The organism is Escherichia sp. WS33 (assembly GCF_046486385.1).
GTDB lineage: Bacteria > Pseudomonadota > Gammaproteobacteria > Enterobacterales > Enterobacteriaceae > ECMA0423.
Genome location: NZ_JBJQLJ010000016.1, coordinates 19516 through 38421 on the forward strand (window position 1 = coordinate 19516; position 18906 = coordinate 38421).

Genomic DNA, 18906 nt, shown 5'->3' on the forward strand with positions numbered 1-18906 from the left:
CAATTGGAACTTTCATATGACACTTAGAATCAATGCTCTCTATAGTGATGAATAATCATCATTCGAAGTCAGGTGGGATGCCTGTCTGAATACACCTCCTTCAGGATGTGGGGGATTCTGCTGAGCATCTATGAAACTGAATGCAACTTATATAAAAATACGTGATAAATGGTGGGGGCTTCCGCTGTTCCTGCCTTCTTTAATCTTGCCCATTTTCGCCCACATTAATACTTTCGCGCATATTTCTTCCGGTGAGGTTTTTCTCTTTTATCTGCCTTTGGCACTGATGATCAGCATGATGATGTTTTTCAGCTGGGCGGCATTGCCAGGGATCACCTTAGGGATTTTTGTCCGCAAATATGCAGAGCTGGGTTTTTACGAAACGCTCTCATTAACGGCTAATTTTATTATCATTATCATTCTCTGTTGGGGCGGTTACAGGGTCTTTACTCCCCGGCGTAACAACGTTTCACATGGTGATACCCGTTTAATTTCCCAGCGTATATTCTGGCAGATAGTGTTTCCTGCAACGCTGTTTCTGATACTTTTCCAGTTTGCTGCATTTGTAGGATTGCTGGCGAGCAGAGAAAATCTGGTCGGTGTCATGCCTTTTAACCTCGGGACTTTAATCAATTATCAGGCCTTACTGGTGGGTAATCTGATCGGTGTCCCGCTGTGCTACTTCATCATTCGGGTAGTGCGAAATCCATTTTATTTACGTAGCTATTATTCGCAATTAAAACAGCAGGTTGATGCCAAAGTCACCAAAAAAGAGTTCGCGCTCTGGCTACTGGCATTAGGTGCTTTATTGTTGCTGTTATGCATGCCGTTAAATGAAAAAAGCACAATTTTTAGCACCAATTATACCTTGTCATTATTGCTGCCCCTGATGATGTGGGGAGCGATGCGCTATGGTTATAAGCTGATTTCGCTGCTCTGGGCGGTCGTGTTGATGATCAGCATCCACAGCTATCAAAATTACATTCCCATTTATCCTGGCTATACCACGCAGCTGACCATAACCTCCTCCAGTTATCTGGTATTCTCTTTTATTGTCAATTATATGGCTGTACTGGCAACTCGTCAGCGAGCGGTAGTCAGACGCATTCAGCGGCTTGCGTATGTGGACCCGGTGGTTCATCTGCCAAATGTTCGCGCCCTGAATCGCGCGTTGCGTGATGCCCCCTGGTCTGCGCTTTGTTATTTACGCATCCCTGGCATGGAAATGCTGGTTAAGAACTATGGCATCATGCTGCGGATTCAATACAAGCAAAAACTTTCTCACTGGCTGTCACCCTTGCTGGAACCGGGTGAAGATGTTTATCAGCTTTCGGGTAACGATCTCGCGCTGCGGCTGAATACAGAATCGCACCAGGAGCGCATTACCGCACTGGATAGCCATCTCAAGCAATTTCGTTTCTTTTGGGATGGCATGCCGATGCAACCGCAGATTGGCGTCAGTTACTGCTATGTGCGCTCGCCAGTGAATCATATCTACCTGCTGCTGGGAGAGCTAAATACGGTCGCCGAACTTTCCATCGTGACCAACGCCCCGGAAAATATGCAGCGTCGCGGGGCAATGTATTTGCAACGCGAATTGAAAGATAAAGTCGCGATGATGAATCGACTACAGCAGGCGCTGGAACACAACCATTTTTTCCTGATGGCCCAGCCGATTACCGGTATGCGTGGTGATGTTTACCATGAAATTCTTCTGCGCATGAAAGGTGAGAATGATGAACTGATCGGCCCCGATAGCTTCTTGCCGGTCGCGCACGAATTTGGTTTATCGTCGAGTATCGACATGTGGGTCATTGAGCATACGCTGCAATTTATGGCTGAAAACAGAGCGAAGATGCCCGCTCACCGTTTTGCTATTAATCTGTCTCCAACCTCGGTATGTCAGGCTCGTTTTCCTGTTGAAGTCAGTCAGTTGCTGGATAAATATCAGATTGAAGCGTGGCAACTTATTTTTGAAGTCACCGAAAGTAATGCTCTGACCAATGTTAAGCAGGCGCAAATCACCTTGCAGCATCTTCAGGAATTAGGCTGCCAGATTGCGATTGATGATTTCGGCACCGGCTACGCCAGCTATGCGCGGCTTAAAAATGTGAATGCCGATCTGCTTAAAATTGACGGCAGTTTTATCCGCAATATTGTGTCAAATAGTCTGGATTATCAGATAGTGGCATCGATTTGCCACCTGGCGCGAATGAAGAAAATGCGGGTAGTGGCAGAGTACGTTGAAAACGAAGAGATCCGCGAGGCGGTGCTCTCTTTGGGGATCGATTATATGCAGGGTTATCTTATTGGTAAGCCGCAACCGTTAATTGATACGCTGAATGAAATCGAACCCATTCGCGAAAGTGCCTGAATAATGCGGGCCGACATTTCTCGTCGGCCCGCAAAGCATTAAGCGGCGATTTCAGGTGTACTTTCTTCTTCAATTTTCAACCGCCAGCCAGCCACGCCTTCCCAGTATTCTTGCTCCTTTTCCAGATCAAGCAGTACCAGCGCATTCTGACTAAACCAGTCATGCGGGAAACGCAGTGTCCAGTGACTGTCATCAGTAATCAGTGTCAATGTTGGCGGTGTGGTGGTTGCCTGACGTTGATTGTTTAGTAATACGCCAAGGCGCAATAGCTGTATCAGTGGCAGGAACTGTTTCTTCTTAAACAAGGTAAAGCGCGGCAGATCGTCGAGCTTAATCGCTTTACGGTGATAGCGCACCAGTGTCGCCATCATCAGCTGCTGTTCCTGATTAAAACCCGGCAAGTCACTGTTTTGCAGAATATAAGCGGAGTGGCGATGCAAACCGCTGTGGTTGATATTCAACCCGACCTCATGCAGCATGGCGGCCCATCGCAGTAGCGCCTCCAGTTGCGGATGCGCCAGCTTCGGTTGCTGTTCCCGCCACTGTTCGTACATTTGCATAGTGGTATCCAGCACTCGTCGGGCCTGTTCGCTGTCGATGTGATACTGGTTGGCGAGGCTGCTGGCGGTACGACTACGCACATCCTGATGACGGAAACGTCCTTCCATTTCATACAGTACGCCTTCACGTAAAGCCCCGTCAGAAAGGCGCAGTTCACGGATGGCTAAAGCATCAAACACACCGCATAAAATCGCCAGTCCAGGAACGAAGACTGTTTTCCGCTCTTCGGAAAGACCCGGTAAACTCAGCGATGCGAAATTACGGTGACGTAAAACTTCTTTTACCAGTTTTTCCAGACGTTCCGGGGTAATTATCCCGTCTTTCTCGCCCATTTCCATTAATACTTCATGGGCGGCTTTTATGGTACCGGAAGCGCCCATTGCCACGTTCCAGCCCTGAATACGGAATTGCCAGGTTAAAGTTTCCAGTTTTTGTGCTGCCGCCATGCGAGCGCGCTGGAAATTCTCTTTATTGATGACCCCGCCAGGGAAATAAAGCTGGGCAAAGCTGACACAACCCATCCGGCGGCTTTCAACGAGAATAGGTTCGAAATTTTCACCAATCACCAGTTCCGTAGATCCGCCGCCAATATCAATAACCAGTTTGCGACCTTTTTCCGGTTGGGTATGTTCCACTCCCATAAAAATCAGACGGGCTTCTTCATTACCGGAAATAATTTCAATCGGGTAGGGAATGACCTTTTCCGCGCGTTTCAGAAAGTCAGTGGCGTTCAGCGCCTGACGCAGCGTATGGGTACCAACTATACAGACGCTGGCAGGAGAAAACCCTTGTAGCCGTTCGGCAAAAAGCGACAGACAGTTCAAACCGCGCGTCATTGCCTCTTCACTCAACATATTATCTGGCCCCAGGCCGTCCGCCAGATGCACCCGCTGTTTCAGGCGGCCAATAATCTGCATGGCACCATCTACCACACGGGCTATGACCATGTGAAAACTGTTTGAACCAAGATCAACCGCAGCAAACTCCTGCGGACGAGGGGATTTATCGTGTATTGGCATAGGGTTATTCAGGTTGTTCGAGTGATTTGATGTAGTCATAAATCGCCAACTGCGCCCGTACTTTGCGGCGATTGCCGCGGGGAACGTAGCGATTACTGAGTTCTTTATCGATATAACGAGCTTTGACCGTATCGCTGAACAATATGTCGATGATGTCCAGCACCCGCTGCTTCAGGCGCGGATCGAGCAGCGGCGTCGCCACTTCAATACGATAATCAATATTGCGCGTCATCCAGTCGGCGGAAGAAAGGTAGACCTTTTTATCGCCGCCATTTTCAAAAATATAAACCCGGTCATGTTCAAGGTAACGGTCAACAATACTGATGGCACGAATGTTGTCGCTAATGCCTTCCAGATTGGGGATCAGCGAACACATTCCGCGAACCAGCAGATTAACCGGTACGCCGGAGCTGGAGGCCGCATACAGACGATCAACCAGGCCTTTATCGACAAGGTTATTTAGCTTCAGGGTGATACCGCTGGGCAGCCCTTGCTGCGCGTTGGCGATTTCGCGGTCTACCATTTCATATAACAGACGGCGAGAGTTTTGCGGTGACACCATTAAATAATCAAATGTCACCGGGCGGTATGGGTTTTCAATAAAGTTAAATACCCGCCGTACTTCGTTGGTGATACGCGCATCGGCGGTCAGCAATGAATAGTCAGTATAAAGACGCGCGGTTTTTTCGTTAAAGTTCCCGGTCCCGATGTGTGCGTAACGCACCACTTCACCGTTTTCTTTTCGTGAAATCAGGAACAGTTTGGCGTGAATTTTCAGCCCCGGCGCAGAGAAGATAACGTGCACGCCTGCTTCGGTCAGGCGCTTCGCCCAGTGAATGTTAGCTTCTTCGTCGAAACGCGCCTGTAACTCAACCACCACGGTGACTTTCTTACCGTTATGTGCGGCGTGGATCATCGAGTCGATGATGCGTGAATCTTTCGCCACGCGGTAAATGTTAATTTTAATCGCCAGTACGCTCGGGTCGAACGAAGCCTGACGCAGCAGTTCCAGCACATGCTCAAAGGTGTGATAAGGATAATAGAGCAACACATCGCGTTCGCGAATGGCATCAAAACCATTGCGGAACTGGGCTTTATCAAACCAAATATGGCGTAAACGCGGCAGTGGTTTGTTCACCAGATTGGCTTTGCCGACATTGGGGAAATTAATAAAGTCTTTAAAATTATGATAACGACCGCCGGGGACGATGGAGTCGTAGCGGGAAATAGTCAGTTTTTCGCGTAACACTTCAACCAGCGCATTGGGCATATCGCGCTGATAAACAAAACGCACCGGCTCAGCAGTTAAACGCTGCTTGAGACTGGAAGACATCAACTCCATCAGGCTGGCTTCCATCTCATGCACTAAATCGTATTCGGCATCGCGGGTCATCTTCATTGAATAGGCATTCAGCGCGTCATAATCAAAGAAGCCTTTGAAAATATCATCAAGGCAGTAACGCAGAATGTTATCCAGAAGAATCATCGGCTTGCGTCGACGCGGCGCTTCTGGCGGTAAATTCACAAAGCGCGGCACTTTATCTGATGGGATCTCCAGCAGCGCGTAACGGATGGTATCGCCACGGATAATTTCCACCGCCAGATAGGTGTAATCATCTTTCAGGAACTGCACTAAGTCAGTGTCAGGATTGATTAAAATCGGCGTAATGTGCTGACGCAGATACTGCTTAAAATAATGACGCAGCCAGTTTTGTTGATTGACGGAGAGCTGGCGTTCATTAATCAGGAAGATCTGGTTACGCGCCATCTCCAGCAGCAGCTCGTTGTAGAGGCCGTCGAATTCCTGATCGGCTTTCAGCACCCGGGACTGAATTTTGCCCAGTAAATGGCGGGAATGAGAGTTGGAGCCTTGTTCTTCGCTAATAATGATGCGTCGCTTCAGTTCAGCGAAGCGGACTTTATAGAACTCATCAAGGTTATTGGAATAGATCCCCAGGAAACGCATCCTTTCAATCAGCGGGTTAGATTTGTCCGCCGCTTCCTGAAGCACGCGTTCATTGAACGATAACCAACTGAGCTCTTTTTCGATGTATAGCTTTTCCTGACCCATTACCACTTTTACTCCGTTTTATTCACGGGACACTGCCTGGATATTATGGCGAGCAATATTGGCAGATGTCCAACTATGCCAGAAAAGGGGGAAAAAAACTGCTGGAGCTTGCGATTTACAGGTGAATTGAAAAACGCCAGCGGCAGAGCTGGCGCTTTAACTACGGGGCATTACTCGTCGGCAGCGTAGCCCTGCGGCGGCAGACGTTGACCATCCAGCCACGCGGCGTTTTCGTGCATTTTCAGACGACCATCGGCAAACCAGCTAATCACCAGTGGATAAATAGCGTGTTCCTGGGTTTGCACGCGGGCGGTGATGTCATCTTCCGTATCACCAGCAAATACCGGGACTTTCGCCTGTAAAATAACCGGGCCACCGTCCAGTTCATCGGTGACGAAATGCACCGATGTACCGTGCTCTTCATCACCATTTTCCAGCGCCTGACGATGGGTGTGTAATCCGGGATATTTCGGCAGCAGAGAAGGGTGAATGTTCAGCAAACGCCCGGCATAGTGGGAGACAAACGCCGGGCTGAGAATGCGCATAAAACCAGCCAGCACGACCACATCGGGTGCGTACATGTCGATTTCATGAATCAACTCCCGGTCATAGGCCTCACGACTGTCAAACGCGCTGGCGATGAGCGTATGCGTTGCAATACCCGCCTGGCGGGCGCGTTCAAGGCCGAACGCGTCGGCCTTATTGCTGAAAACTGCCCGTACGGTGCCTTTAATTTTGTTGGTTTTACAGGCGTCAATAATTGCCTGTAAATTACTTCCGTTGCCGGAAATAAGCACCACAATATTCATTATTCGATAACCACGCGTTGTTCGGAATCAGAGGCTTTGATGATACCGATTTTCCACGCGTTTTCACCGTTGGCATTGAGTAGGGCGAGGGCTTTGTCCACTTCCGGAGCAGGCAGGGCAATAATCATCCCGACGCCGCAGTTGAAGGTGCGATACATTTCATGGCGCTCAACGTTACCTGCCGTTTGCAGCCAGTTGAACACTTCCGGCCACTGCCAGGAAGATTCATCAATCACTGCCTGGGTATTATCTGGCAATACGCGCGGAATGTTTTCCCAGAAGCCGCCGCCGGTCAGGTGCGCAATGGCATGCACATCGACCTTTTCAATCAACTCCAGCACTGACTTCACGTAAATGCGGGTCGGTGCCAGCAGATGATCGGCTAATGGCTTACCATCAAGTTCGGTGGTTTGCGGATCACAACCGCTGACTTCAAGAATTTTGCGCACCAGCGAATAGCCGTTCGAGTGCGGACCGCTGGAACCGAGTGCAATCAGCACATCGCCGTCGCTGACTTTAGAGCCGTCGATGATTTCTGATTTTTCTACCACGCCAACGCAGAAACCCGCGACATCGTAATCTTCACCGTGATACATCCCCGGCATTTCTGCCGTTTCGCCACCCACCAGTGAACAGCCCGATTGCAGACATCCTTCCGCAATGCCGCTGATCACCGCTGAAGCGGTATCAACATCCAGTTTTCCGGTTGCGTAATAGTCGAGGAAAAACAGCGGTTCTGCACCTTGCACCACCAGGTCATTAACGCACATGGCGACCAGATCAATACCAATGGTGTCGTGACGTTTTAAGTCCATTGCCAGACGCAGCTTGGTACCTACGCCGTCAGTGCCGGAAACCAGCACGGGTTCACGATATTTTTGCGGCAATGCACACAGCGCACCGAAGCCGCCCAGACCGCCCATCACTTCCGGACGACGCGTTTTCTTCACTACGCCTTTGATTCTTCCAACCAGAGCATTACCCGCGTCAATATCAACACCGGCATCTTTGTAGCTAAGAGAGGTTTTATCGGTCACTGCTTGGGTCCCCACGCGTTACTTGCGGTAGAAAAATAAAATTCGGCGCAATTCTAACAGGGAAAGCAAACGTTTGCGAGACTGCTTTACACAACCTTTTTGCACGTCTTTTCCCCAGACGCGCGGCGAAAGAAGACTTGTGCCAGGGCAAAGGTTAGTTTTCGGATGGAATAATCTTCTTTCATAACCATTTGAATATAAAATAACTTTATCTCAAACCGTTATCATTTTGACTAAAGTCAACGAAAAGAATATTGCCGCCTTGAAGAAAGGAGGTATAATCCGTCGATTTTTTTTGTGGCTGCCCCTCAAAGGAGAAAGAGTATGAAGATCGTGGAAGTCAAACACCCACTCGTCAAACACAAGCTGGGACTGATGCGTGAGCAAGATATCAGCACCAAGCGCTTTCGCGAACTCGCTTCCGAAGTGGGTAGCCTGCTGACTTACGAAGCGACCGCCGACCTCGAAACGGAAAAAGTAACTATCGAAGGCTGGAACGGCCCGGTAGAAATCGACCAGATCAAAGGTAAGAAAATTACCGTTGTGCCAATTCTGCGTGCCGGTCTGGGGATGATGGACGGTGTGCTGGAAAATGTTCCGAGCGCGCGCATCAGCGTTGTCGGTATGTACCGTAATGAAGAAACGCTGGAGCCGGTACCGTACTTCCAGAAACTGGTTTCTAACATCGATGAGCGTATGGCGCTGATCGTTGACCCAATGCTGGCAACTGGTGGTTCCGTTATCGCGACCATCGACCTGCTGAAAAAAGCGGGCTGCAGCAGCATCAAAGTTCTGGTGCTGGTAGCTGCGCCAGAAGGTATCGCTGCGCTGGAAAAAGCGCACCCGGACGTCGAACTGTATACCGCATCGATTGACCAGGGACTGAACGAGCACGGATACATTATTCCGGGCCTCGGCGATGCCGGTGACAAAATCTTTGGTACGAAATAAAGAATAAAAATAATTAAAGCCGACTTTAAGAGTCGGCTTTTTTTTGAGTAAAGCGCCTATAACACATAATACAGAGGATAATACTATGACGCGCCGTGCTATCGGGGTGAGTGAAAGACCGCCACTTTTACAGACAATCCCGCTTAGTTTGCAACATTTGTTCGCCATGTTTGGTGCAACCGTCCTGGTGCCCGTCTTATTTCATATTAACCCGGCGACTGTACTGTTATTTAACGGTATTGGAACGCTGCTGTATCTCTTCATCTGTAAAGGGAAAATTCCGGCTTATCTTGGTTCCAGCTTTGCCTTTATTTCACCGGTATTGTTACTGTTGCCGTTAGGGTATGAAGTCGCGCTGGGCGGCTTTATTATGTGCGGCGTGCTGTTCTGCCTGGTTTCTTTTATCGTGAAGAAAGCGGGGACCGGCTGGCTGGACGTGCTGTTTCCACCTGCGGCAATGGGCGCAATCGTTGCCGTCATCGGTCTGGAGCTGGCGGGCGTAGCTGCCGGTATGGCGGGTTTACTCCCGGCTGAAGGGCAAACGCCAGACTCCAAAACCATCATCATCTCTATTACCACCCTGGCGGTCACGGTTTTAGGTTCCGTGCTGTTTCGTGGTTTCCTGGCAATTATCCCGATTTTAATTGGCGTGCTGGTGGGCTACGCGCTCTCTTTCGCAATGGGAATTGTCGATACCACGCCGATTATTAATGCTCACTGGTTTGCGCTGCCAACCCTCTATACGCCGCGCTTCGAGTGGTTTGCCATTCTGACTATTCTGCCAGCGGCGTTAGTGGTTATTGCCGAACACGTAGGGCACCTGGTAGTAACGGCTAATATCGTCAAAAAAGATCTGCTGCGCGATCCAGGTCTGCACCGTTCGATGTTTGCTAACGGCCTGTCGACCGTGATCTCCGGCTTCTTTGGCTCTACGCCAAATACCACTTACGGAGAAAACATTGGCGTGATGGCGATCACCCGTGTTTACAGTACCTGGGTTATCGGTGGGGCGGCGATTTTCGCTATCCTGCTTTCCTGTGTCGGTAAACTGGCTGCCGCTATCCAGATGATCCCATTGCCGGTGATGGGCGGCGTTTCGCTGCTGCTTTATGGTGTCATCGGTGCTTCCGGTATTCGTGTTTTGATCGAATCGAAAGTGGATTACAACAAAGCACAGAACCTGATCCTGACTTCCGTGATTTTGATCATCGGCGTCAGTGGCGCGAAGGTAAACATCGGCGCGGCGGAGTTAAAAGGTATGGCGCTGGCGACCATCGTCGGTATCGGCTTAAGTTTGATCTTCAAACTGATTAGTGTGCTGCGCCCTGAAGAAGTGGTGCTGGACGCAGAAGACGCGGATATAACAGACAAATAATGTACCGACCGGGCAGTGTTGCTGCCCGGTTCAAACATCATGGGATTCTGTGGTAAACTTCTCGCGATTTTGTGAAATCCTGGTTGAGGTATCTCTGAACACACCGGCACAGCTCTCTTTGCCACTTTATCTTCCTGACGACGAAACCTTTGCAAGTTTCTGGCCGGGGGATAACTCCTCTTTACTGGCTGCGCTGCAAAACGTGCTGCGTCAGGAACATAGCGGTTACATCTATCTCTGGGCACGCGAAGGCGCGGGGCGCAGCCATCTGCTGCACGCGGCTTGCGCGGAATTGTCGCAGCGTGGCGATGCGGTGGGCTATGTCCCGCTGGATAAACGCACCTGGTTTGTTCCGGAAGTGCTCGACGGTATGGAGCATTTGTCGCTGGTCTGTATCGACAACATTGAGTGTATTGCAGGCGATGAGTTGTGGGAGATGGCGATTTTCGATCTCTACAATCGAATTCTGGAATCGGGCAAAACACGATTGTTGATCACCGGCGATCGTCCACCGCGGCAGTTGAATCTGGGATTACCGGATCTCGCGTCGCGACTCGACTGGGGGCAGATCTACAAATTGCAGCCACTTTCTGATGAAGATAAGTTGCAGGCGCTACAGTTACGCGCGCGTTTGCGTGGTTTTGAACTGCCGGAAGATGTGGGGCGTTTCTTGCTGAAGCGGCTCGACAGAGAAATGCGCACGCTATTTATGACGTTGGATCAGTTGGATCGTGCGTCGATTACCGCGCAACGTAAGCTGACCATTCCGTTTGTGAAAGAAATTCTGAAGTTGTAGATAAGGTGTTTATTGTCGGATGCGGCGCGAACGCCTTATCCGAACTACGCGAAGTTAATCCATAGTATTCGTAGGCCGGATAAGACGTGGCAAGCGTCGCATCCGGCAATGTGCTTCAACTAGCGATGGAGCACATCTTAACCCACGATTTCCAGTACCTGCTCCGGTGGACGACCAATCCGCGCTTTGCCATTCGCGACCACAATCGGGCGCTCCATTAGCTTCGGATTATCCACCATTGCCTGAATCAGCGCCTCTTCGCTAAGCGAACTGTCAGCCAGGTTCAGTTCTTTATAAAGATCCTCTTTCTGGCGCATCAATTCACGGGCGCTATTCATCCCCAGCATTTTCAGCAAATCGCGCAGCGTTGCCGCATCGGCGGGTGTCTCAAGGTAGAGCACCACTTCTGGCTCCACGCCGTTTTCTTTCAGCAGGTTCAGCGTTTCCCGGCTCTTTGAACAGCGTGGGTTATGGTAGATTTTTACCTGTTTGGTCATTGTTCTTCCTTTAATGCGAATTACATCTTGGTATAAGGCTTAAAGCGTTCCTGCAGCTGGCGCAACTGGTCGATGCGCGCATCGTAACGCGCTTGTTGCAGGCTGCCTAATTTCACCTGCGAACTGGCGCTACTCAACAGCGAAATGGCCTGATCGAGTCGTCCGGCGAGCGCATAACCTTCTGCTCGCGCAGCCAGCTCCTGATCACGGTTATTTAGCGCGGCTTCCGCCTGTGCCAGCAAATCCCAGCCGTTGCTGTCATCTTTATTATTAAAGGTGTAGCGATTCAGAATATTGGCCGCTTCTTGTGGTTGACCACCTTGCAGATAAGCGTTCGCCAGGTTGAGCTGCAACACCGGATTGGTGCGTAAATCGCGGGCATTTTTCAGGCGATTGATCGCCTCATTGGCTTTGTTTTGCCCAAGATCGATATCGGTAGCCAGATCGAGATACCATGCGTTGCCAGGTTCTGCCGCCAGTAACGGTTGCAGCGTTTTACGCGCCTCGTCGTATTTATTGGCTTCCATCGCCTGTAAAGCACGACCATATTGTGCTGCTCGTTGCTGACGAACGTTTCCTTTCGCCCATTCATCCAGCAAATCACTGGTGAGCTGGTTACGTCCGGAATTATACATCCCCAGTGTGCGCGCTTTCGCCAGATAGAAATCTTCCGACGACTGCACCACCATCGGGCGCATCTGATTAGCACGGTTGCGGGCATCTGCCAGACGACTTTCCGGCAACGGGTGAGTCAATAAAATTTCCGGCGGGCGCGAGGAGTAACGCGCCTGATCGAGTAATTTTTCGAGGAAGGTAGGCATCGCCTGCGGATCGAATCCCGAGCGTTGCAGCACCTGAATACCAATGCGGTCCGCTTCCTGTTCATTTTGCTGGGTGAAACTGATCATCCCCTGACGCGTTCCCGCCAGTGTACCGGTCAGCGCCGCCATCCCCGCCTGCGGACTGGCCATCGCCAGTAAAATAGAACCTAACGCGCCGACCCAGGTCAGCGGCGCGCTGCGCTGCTGATCTTCCATCGCTCGCGCCAGGTGACGTTGGGTGACGTGGGAGATTTCGTGCGCCATAACTGAAGCCAGTTGACTTTCGTTATCGGAATAACGGAACAGGGCAGAGTGCAGCACCACGTTGCCGCCAAAGAAAGCAAAGGCGTTAATTTCGTCGTTGTTGATCAGAAAGAAATGAAACGGTGTCTTAACCGAATTGGCATGCGAAACCAGACGCATCCCCAGCGAATTAATATATTGCGTTAACAGCGGGTCATTAATTAACGGCGCGCTGCCGCGTAGCTGGCGGACATAATAGTCGCCCATCTGCATTTCCTGACCAATGGAAAGCGTGCTTCCTGCGGAGGTTCCCATATCCGGCAAGGTGTCTGCGCTGTCGGCAAACGCCGGGGCTACCTGACCAATGGTCATAGCAGCAATGAGGGTTGCAACCAGGTTTTTTTTCAACTGCCTGAACATAACCTCTATCCTGTATTTCTGAAGATAGTCATTTGACCGATACTGTGAAATATCGTTCCCACCGCGCCGCCTTTGAGTGTAACGGCGAAGATTAGCCCACTCAAATGACTTTTCAGTTTCCTGAATCCGTCATAAAAAGCGAAGTCTTTTTTGTGACATTTCGATACAATTGCGGATCGCAATCCCGCTCTTGAGGTTCAGGGAAGGTCTTTATGCTCGAAATGTTGATGCAATGGTATCGCCGCCGTTTTAGCGACCCGGAAGCGATTGCCTTGCTGGTTATTTTAGTTGCCGGATTTGGCATTATCTTTTTCTTTAGTGGCCTGCTTGCTCCGTTGCTGGTGGCTATTGTGCTGGCCTATTTGCTGGAATGGCCAACCGTGCGCCTGCAATCTATTGGCTGCTCCCGCCGCTGGGCGACGTCGATTGTATTGGTGGTTTTTGTCGGTATATTGCTACTGATGGCGTTCGTGGTACTGCCTATCGCCTGGCAACAGGGCATCTACTTAATCCGCGATATGCCGGGGATGCTCAATAAGCTTTCTGACTTTGCCGCCACGTTGCCGCGCCGCTATCCGGCGTTAATGGATGCGGGCATTATTGATGCAATGGCCGAAAATATGCGCAGTCGGATGCTGACCATGGGCGATTCGGTGGTGAAAATTTCCCTCGCCTCGCTGGTCGGTTTGCTGACCATAGCCGTCTATCTGGTGCTGGTGCCATTGATGGTCTTCTTCCTGCTGAAAGACAAAGAGCAGATGCTGAACGCCGTTCGTCGGGTGCTGCCGCGCAACCGTGGACTGGCAGGACAGGTGTGGAAGGAGATGAATCAACAAATCACCAACTATATCCGCGGCAAAGTGCTGGAGATGATCGTGGTGGGGATCGCCACCTGGCTGGGGTTCTTGCTCTTTGGGCTGAACTATTCGCTGCTGCTGGCGGTGCTGGTCGGCTTCTCGGTACTTATTCCGTACATTGGCGCATTTGTGGTGACCATTCCGGTGGTTGGCGTGGCGCTATTCCAGTTTGGTGCAGGCACGGAATTCTGGAGCTGCTTCGCGGTGTATCTGATTATTCAGGCGCTGGACGGCAACCTGTTAGTACCGGTGTTGTTCTCCGAAGCGGTTAACCTGCATCCGCTGGTGATTATTTTATCGGTGGTGATCTTCGGTGGTTTGTGGGGATTCTGGGGCGTATTCTTCGCCATTCCATTGGCGACGCTGATCAAAGCCGTGATCCACGCCTGGCCCGATGGGCAAATAGCGCAAGAATAATCTTCAGCCCGACGAACTGTTTCGCCGGGCTGATTTTTCAGGATTCCTGACGTAAATAAATAGCCCGATAACACATACTCACCAGCACTGCACCGCCGATAATATTACCCAGCATCACCGGGAGCAGATTGGCGGTAATAAAATGGCTGACCGTCAGTGCAGGAAAATTGTCTGCGCTACTGTGCGCCAGTTGCCGAAGGGGCGTGGGGCAAAATGGCGAATGGCAATGGCGAACGGAATCACAAACAAATTGGCGATACAGTGCTCAAAGCCACTGGCGACAAACAGGGTGATGGGCAAAATCATAGCGACGATTTTGTCGCATAACGAACGCCCGCAATAACTTATCCACAGCGCCAGGCAAACCATCAGATTGCACATAATGCCGAGGCTGACAGATTCAGTAAATGTATGATGCATTTTGCCCTCGGCGCAGTGTAAAACCGCGACTCCCCACATCGCGTTTTCACTCATCACCAGCCCGGAAAACCAGATTAACAAACTGAAACAGGCAATACCTGCCAGATTACCGCAGGCCACCAGAAGTGCGTTAATCAGCCAAGTTCGCCAACTAATAACGCCCCGACTTTTTGCCATTACCGTCATTACCGACGAGGTGAACAGGTTGGTGCCGCAAACCGCCAGCAAAATAAAGCCAAGTGTAAAGCAAAGGCCGCCCACCAGATGGGTTAATGCCTGTGAAGACGGGGCATCGGCGATAACTGAAAGGTAAAAAGTAAATCCGATCGCCATAAACACGCCAGCGGACATCGCCATTAAAAAGACCGACACTTTACTGCGGGCAATTTTATGGGAGGCAATCCGTTCAGCGATTGCCGCTTTTCTGGCGCTCAACTGCAAGTCGAAAGAGAGTTTGTTTCTCATGCATACTCCTGCAAAAGCAGATTACAACACCTCGCGAACCGAGATTCCCAGACGCTGCATTCGTGACAGCAGCGTGGTGCGCTTCATCCCTAATCGTGTCGCCGCGCCACGGGGCCCGGCAACAATGCCATTGGTTTCTCGCAATACCTGAACAATGCGCTGACGTTCTTCTTCGTCATTCTCTGGCGTCGTCGGGTGCAGCAACTGCGCCATTGAACTGCGAAGCGCTGAATCTTCATTTAGCGTCGGCAGTAAACGGCTTTGTCGGACATTAAGATGTAAATTCAGACTGTTACCGCGAGTCAGCAGTACCGCTCGCTCAATCACGTTTTCCAGCTCGCGCACGTTGCCCGGCCAGTCCCACGACATCAACTGGCGTAGCGCCTCGGTCGGGATGGCGTCAATTGAACGATTCATATGGCGCGCCATTTTTTGCGTGAAATGCTTTGCTAAAAGAGGGATATCTTCCGGACGGTCGCGCAGCGGCGGCAATTCCAGTGGGAAGACATTCAGGCGATAAAAGAGATCGCTGCGAAACTGGCGATCTTCAACCATTTGCCACAAATCACGGTTGGTGGCGGCAATGACTCTGACATTTACCGGGATCGTTCTACTCCCGCCGAGACGCTCAATCTCCCGTTCCTGCAATACGCGCAGCAGTTTAGGCTGAAGTTCTAACGGCAGATCGCCAATTTCATCGAGAAACAACGTGCCGCCATCGGCAATTTCAAAACGACCACGATGGGTATTAATCGCACCAGTAAACGCCCCTTTGTCATGACCGAATAACTCACTTTCCAGAAGACTGGCGGGGATGGCAGCGCAGTTGATTTTGACCAGCGGCTTGTCGCGTCGCGGGCTAAGTTGATGGATCGCTCTGGCGATCACCTCTTTGCCGGTTCCGGTTTCACCGCAAATCAACACCGTACTGTCGCTCTTCGCCACAATATCTACCTGCTGGAGTAGGTCTTCCATTGCCTGGCTTTGATAGATAATGTCACCGACGCCCAGATTCGAAAGGAGCTGCTCGCTAAGCTGGTGGTTTTCTTGCTGCAAACTTTCCTGCAAATCGGTCATGCTACGCTAGGCATCGGCATTGCCAACGGCAATAGCGATGCGATCGGCTATGTGTTGTAGTAGCTGGCAGTTTTCCTCACTAAAGAGAGTGGAAGAGGTATGCGCCAGCAACAATGCACCCGGTGTATGGTTGCCAAAGGTAAGCGGTATAAGGAGCGCAGATTCGCAGCCGTTAGATGCAAGTAAGAGTAATAACGGGTCGCGTTGCCAGAGAAACAGATCATCTGCACGGTGCGTCAAGGTCGGTTGTCGGGTTTGTAGCGTTTGTGTCAGCAATACACTGTCGCCAGGCATATTGCGTGGCAGACACGCACAATGTGAGGCAGAAAGATCGCTGCACCACAGGCTGAACTTCTCGTTCTTTCGATGATCGCCCAGTACCATACTGACTGAAGCCAGACCGAAAAAATGATGGATCTCACGAGCGACGTCAGCGATCAGATCGTCGAGATCAAGATGTGACAGCACTGCATTAGTGATATCCACCAGTACCCGATGATGATCGCGATCTTTCTCCAGCAAACGCAGCGCCACCTGCTGTTCTTCATCATTGAGCCATGATTGCAGAACCGGGGTGATAATGCGTGCCAGCCAGTTAAACAGTGTGCAATCCTGGGGAGTAAAACGGCAGCCGTGGGTGCGAATAAAGCGTAGCTCCGCCATTCCACTACTGCCGAGAAGGACGGCGTGACGCGAATAATCGATCATCTCGCCCTGATACTCTGCTGTTGCCGTCACATCGCTGCCATCATCATGGTAGCGGTAATAGACGTTGCTTTTGAGAACATGCAGTTCAATAAGTTGTACCGGGCTGAACGGCGGCGGCAGCGGGATGAAGGCGCGTAATAAAGACGCCTTACCGTGTTTCTGTGCTAACCGCTCCGCGAGCATTCCGTTTACCGCTTCAATTGTTATTCCTTGCGGCGGGGCAAACATCGCCTCGTCTGACATAGCCATCAACAGTCCTTATTAATGAGAAATCCTTCTCACGCAATTTTTCTGGCCATCAGATAGATGGCCGGTTCCTGCACAATTTCATCCAACAGATGAATGAATTGAATGCTACGCGCCTGCCACACAGACGTTGCGTCATCTGCCAGTGGCGCGAATGCCCGGGTCAACAGGGCGGTGTGGCTGGCGTCAATAACAATCTCACCAAAAGTCATCACCCCCAGCATCTTACGTCGGGCTTGCTCCTCTTCGACCTGGGCAAGCCAATCTTCGTATTCCGTCAGTGGGCAGCGGAAGGCGACATTCAGACAATCAATCACGCCAACGTGATGGCCGATAGCCAGCGAGTAATACATTACCTGAGAGCTGTGTTCCGGCATCTCGTCGCTACTGGCGACAAACTTTTTTCGCAGCGTCCAGAAAACAATTTCCCCGCACTCTTCAGTCATGTAACCCCCGGAGTACGCGAAAGAGTTGCTGAACGATACTATTGAGACGTGGATCGTCGGCATCGCGCAACCAGGTGTTAACCCGATTTCCTGTAGGATCGTCGCTTAAATGGCGCAGGAGCCGATCGCAAATTTCTCGCCCCTGACGATAGCCCGCCAGCCGCCGCGCTTCTCGCTCAATGGCGATACGCTGTGATGGCGGGATCTGCGGCCACAACGGTTGCATAGTCACCCCGGTGGGATCGCGATAATCCACCGCGTGAATCTTCTGTTGCAGCAAACCGAGCGCCACGGCGAAACCGTGAATGGTGGCGGCCGGTGTTGGCGGGCAGCCGGGGATCCAAACATCAATGGGGACAATGGTGTCGCTGCCGCCCCAGACGCTGTAGAGATCGTGGAAAATCCGCCGCCGGCACCGCACGCGCCGTAGGAAACACAGATTTTATGATCGGGGGCAGACTCATACGCCCGAAGTGCAGGCATACGCATCGCCCGGGTGACTGCGCCAGTAAATAACAAAATATCGGCGTGACGCGGTGATGAAACAACCTTAATGCCAAAACGTTCTGCGTCGAATACTGGTGTAATGGCGGCAAAAATTTCGATTTCACAGGCGTTGCAGCCACCGCAATCGACGCGATAAACGTAGGCTGAGCGACGGATATCCTGTAGCAAATGCCGCTTCATCTTTTGCGTTTGCTCGTCCAGCGTGATGGGCTGGCTGACATGTTGTGTAAGCACTGGACTCATAGCTGCTCCTTAGCCACCAGCGGTACATCTGTATCGTCGTTGAGCAGCGTCGCGCGTTGTTTGCACTCCGGGCAGACGCTCGCTTGCGCCCATAACATTTCGCGGTTTTGTGGCGCATTTTGTTGCTGTGCCAACAATTCAGCAGCCAGTGCGACGGTTTTTTGCTGGGCAAACGGGCGTTCGCAACGGCTGCAACGTTGTAGATGGAACGTCGCGCGGGTATAGAGATCGGCTTTATTGGTGACGGTCAGTTCAAAGTTATTGGTAAGCTGGATGGCTCTGGTCGGGCACACTTCTTCACAACGTCCGCAGTAAATACAACGCCCCAGATAGAGCTGCCAGGTGCGCGAATTTTGCTGGTCGTCGGTCTGGATAGTCAGCGCATTTGCCGGACAAGCACAGGCGCAGGCACCGCAGGCAATACATTGGCTGGGCATCAGGTCCGGTTTCCCGCGAAAGCCTGGGCTGACCTCCAGTGGCGCGAAGGGATATTTCACCGTCGCGGTTCCGGCGCGCATAATAGTTTTCAGTAACTTCAGCATCTTC

General features: G+C 51.2%; 13 protein-coding genes and 3 pseudogenes. 5 read left to right on the forward strand and 11 right to left on the reverse strand.

What is annotated here, in order from left to right; all coding sequences use genetic code 11:
• Positions 1-130 precede the first annotated feature (130 nt).
• Positions 131-2374, forward strand: a complete 2244-nt coding sequence (pdeF, locus tag ACJHXA_RS14190; RefSeq protein ID WP_000772775.1) for a cyclic-guanylate-specific phosphodiesterase PdeF — start codon at positions 131-133, stop codon at positions 2372-2374.
• A 38-nt stretch (positions 2375-2412) separates the two neighbouring features.
• On the opposite strand, the gene ppx is transcribed toward pdeF, so the two are convergent.
• The 4 genes from ppx to purM all read right to left on the reverse strand — a co-directional run bounded on the left by ppx (position 2413) and on the right by purM (position 7871).
• On the reverse strand, positions 2413-3954 hold the full coding sequence (gene ppx, locus ACJHXA_RS14195) for an exopolyphosphatase (protein WP_001121363.1): 1542 nt from the start codon (positions 3952-3954) through the stop codon (positions 2413-2415).
• Between the two features lie 4 nt (positions 3955-3958).
• Entirely contained in the window at positions 3959-6025 is a 2067-nt protein-coding gene (gene ppk1, locus ACJHXA_RS14200) for a polyphosphate kinase 1 (RefSeq protein WP_000529576.1), read from the reverse strand.
• A gap of 170 nt (positions 6026-6195) precedes the next feature.
• Complete coding sequence (gene purN / locus ACJHXA_RS14205; RefSeq protein WP_001028614.1) at positions 6196-6834, reverse strand: phosphoribosylglycinamide formyltransferase; 639 nt, start codon at positions 6832-6834, stop codon at positions 6196-6198.
• Positions 6834-7871: a phosphoribosylformylglycinamidine cyclo-ligase gene (gene purM, locus ACJHXA_RS14210; protein ID WP_001295474.1), complete on the reverse strand. Its 1038-nt coding sequence runs from the start codon at positions 7869-7871 to the stop codon at positions 6834-6836. Before purM ends, purN begins: the two co-directional genes overlap by 1 nt.
• 324 nt (positions 7872-8195) lie before the next feature.
• Between purM and upp the strand changes: the two genes are divergently transcribed.
• From upp to ACJHXA_RS14225, 3 genes are all read left to right on the forward strand, one after another.
• Positions 8196-8822 (forward strand): uracil phosphoribosyltransferase, encoded by a 627-nt coding sequence (gene upp, locus ACJHXA_RS14215; protein ID WP_001295473.1) that lies wholly within the window; start codon positions 8196-8198, stop codon positions 8820-8822.
• Positions 8823-8907: 85 nt separating this feature from the next.
• Positions 8908-10197, forward strand: a complete 1290-nt coding sequence (gene uraA, locus ACJHXA_RS14220; protein WP_000198328.1) for a uracil permease — start codon at positions 8908-8910, stop codon at positions 10195-10197.
• Between the two features lie 94 nt (positions 10198-10291).
• Complete coding sequence (locus tag ACJHXA_RS14225; RefSeq protein ID WP_001307333.1) at positions 10292-10993, forward strand: DnaA inactivator Hda; 702 nt, start codon at positions 10292-10294, stop codon at positions 10991-10993.
• Between the two features lie 137 nt (positions 10994-11130).
• On the opposite strand, the gene arsC is transcribed toward ACJHXA_RS14225, so the two are convergent.
• Positions 11131-11490 (reverse strand): arsenate reductase (glutaredoxin), encoded by a 360-nt coding sequence (arsC, locus tag ACJHXA_RS14230; protein WP_000166449.1) that lies wholly within the window; start codon positions 11488-11490, stop codon positions 11131-11133.
• A 20-nt stretch (positions 11491-11510) separates the two neighbouring features.
• Positions 11511-12974, reverse strand: a complete 1464-nt coding sequence (gene bepA, locus ACJHXA_RS14235) for a beta-barrel assembly-enhancing protease (RefSeq protein WP_000489667.1) — start codon at positions 12972-12974, stop codon at positions 11511-11513.
• 212 nt (positions 12975-13186) lie between these two features.
• Here bepA and ACJHXA_RS14240 point away from each other — a divergent pair, with 212 nt between their 5' ends.
• A complete protein-coding gene (locus ACJHXA_RS14240) occupies positions 13187-14248 on the forward strand; it encodes an AI-2E family transporter (protein ID WP_000892044.1) in 1062 nt (353 codons plus the stop codon).
• 37 nt (positions 14249-14285) lie between these two features.
• Here ACJHXA_RS14240 and focB read toward each other — a convergent pair.
• The 5 genes and pseudogenes from focB to hyfH all read right to left on the reverse strand — a co-directional run bounded on the left by focB (position 14286) and on the right by hyfH (position 18902).
• Positions 14286-15133: pseudogene (gene focB / locus ACJHXA_RS14245) on the reverse strand (formate transporter FocB).
• Positions 15134-15154: 21 nt separating this feature from the next.
• Positions 15155-17167: pseudogene (gene hyfR / locus ACJHXA_RS14250) on the reverse strand (DNA-binding transcriptional regulator HyfR).
• 29 nt (positions 17168-17196) lie between these two features.
• Positions 17197-17610 (reverse strand): hydrogenase 4 assembly chaperone HyfJ, encoded by a 414-nt coding sequence (gene hyfJ, locus ACJHXA_RS14255; RefSeq protein ID WP_001315783.1) that lies wholly within the window; start codon positions 17608-17610, stop codon positions 17197-17199.
• Positions 17603-18360: pseudogene (gene hyfI / locus ACJHXA_RS14260) on the reverse strand (hydrogenase 4 catalytic subunit HyfI). Before hyfI ends, hyfJ begins: the two are co-directional and overlap by 8 nt.
• Complete coding sequence (hyfH, locus tag ACJHXA_RS14265; protein WP_000916064.1) at positions 18357-18902, reverse strand: hydrogenase 4 subunit H; 546 nt, start codon at positions 18900-18902, stop codon at positions 18357-18359. Before hyfH ends, hyfI begins: the two are co-directional and overlap by 4 nt.
• Positions 18903-18906: the final 4 nt, after the last annotated feature.

What these genes read in the sequence shown, in the direction of transcription:
- pdeF (WP_000772775.1), top strand. Translation starts at nt 131, where the DNA reads ATGAAACTGAATGCAACTTATATAAAAATACGTGATAAATGGTGGGGG.
- ppx (WP_001121363.1), bottom strand. Translation starts at nt 3,954, where the DNA reads ATGCCAATACACGATAAATCCCCTCGTCCGCAGGAGTTTGCTGCGGTT.
- ppk1 (WP_000529576.1), bottom strand. Translation starts at nt 6,025, where the DNA reads ATGGGTCAGGAAAAGCTATACATCGAAAAAGAGCTCAGTTGGTTATCG.
- purN (WP_001028614.1), bottom strand. Translation starts at nt 6,834, where the DNA reads ATGAATATTGTGGTGCTTATTTCCGGCAACGGAAGTAATTTACAGGCA.
- upp (WP_001295473.1), top strand. Translation starts at nt 8,196, where the DNA reads ATGAAGATCGTGGAAGTCAAACACCCACTCGTCAAACACAAGCTGGGA.
- uraA (WP_000198328.1), top strand. Translation starts at nt 8,908, where the DNA reads ATGACGCGCCGTGCTATCGGGGTGAGTGAAAGACCGCCACTTTTACAG.
- arsC (WP_000166449.1), bottom strand. Translation starts at nt 11,490, where the DNA reads ATGACCAAACAGGTAAAAATCTACCATAACCCACGCTGTTCAAAGAGC.
- bepA (WP_000489667.1), bottom strand. Translation starts at nt 12,974, where the DNA reads ATGTTCAGGCAGTTGAAAAAAAACCTGGTTGCAACCCTCATTGCTGCT.
- ACJHXA_RS14240 (WP_000892044.1), top strand. Translation starts at nt 13,187, where the DNA reads ATGCTCGAAATGTTGATGCAATGGTATCGCCGCCGTTTTAGCGACCCG.
- hyfJ (WP_001315783.1), bottom strand. Translation starts at nt 17,610, where the DNA reads ATGACTGAAGAGTGCGGGGAAATTGTTTTCTGGACGCTGCGAAAAAAG.
- hyfH (WP_000916064.1), bottom strand. Translation starts at nt 18,902, where the DNA reads ATGCTGAAGTTACTGAAAACTATTATGCGCGCCGGAACCGCGACGGTG.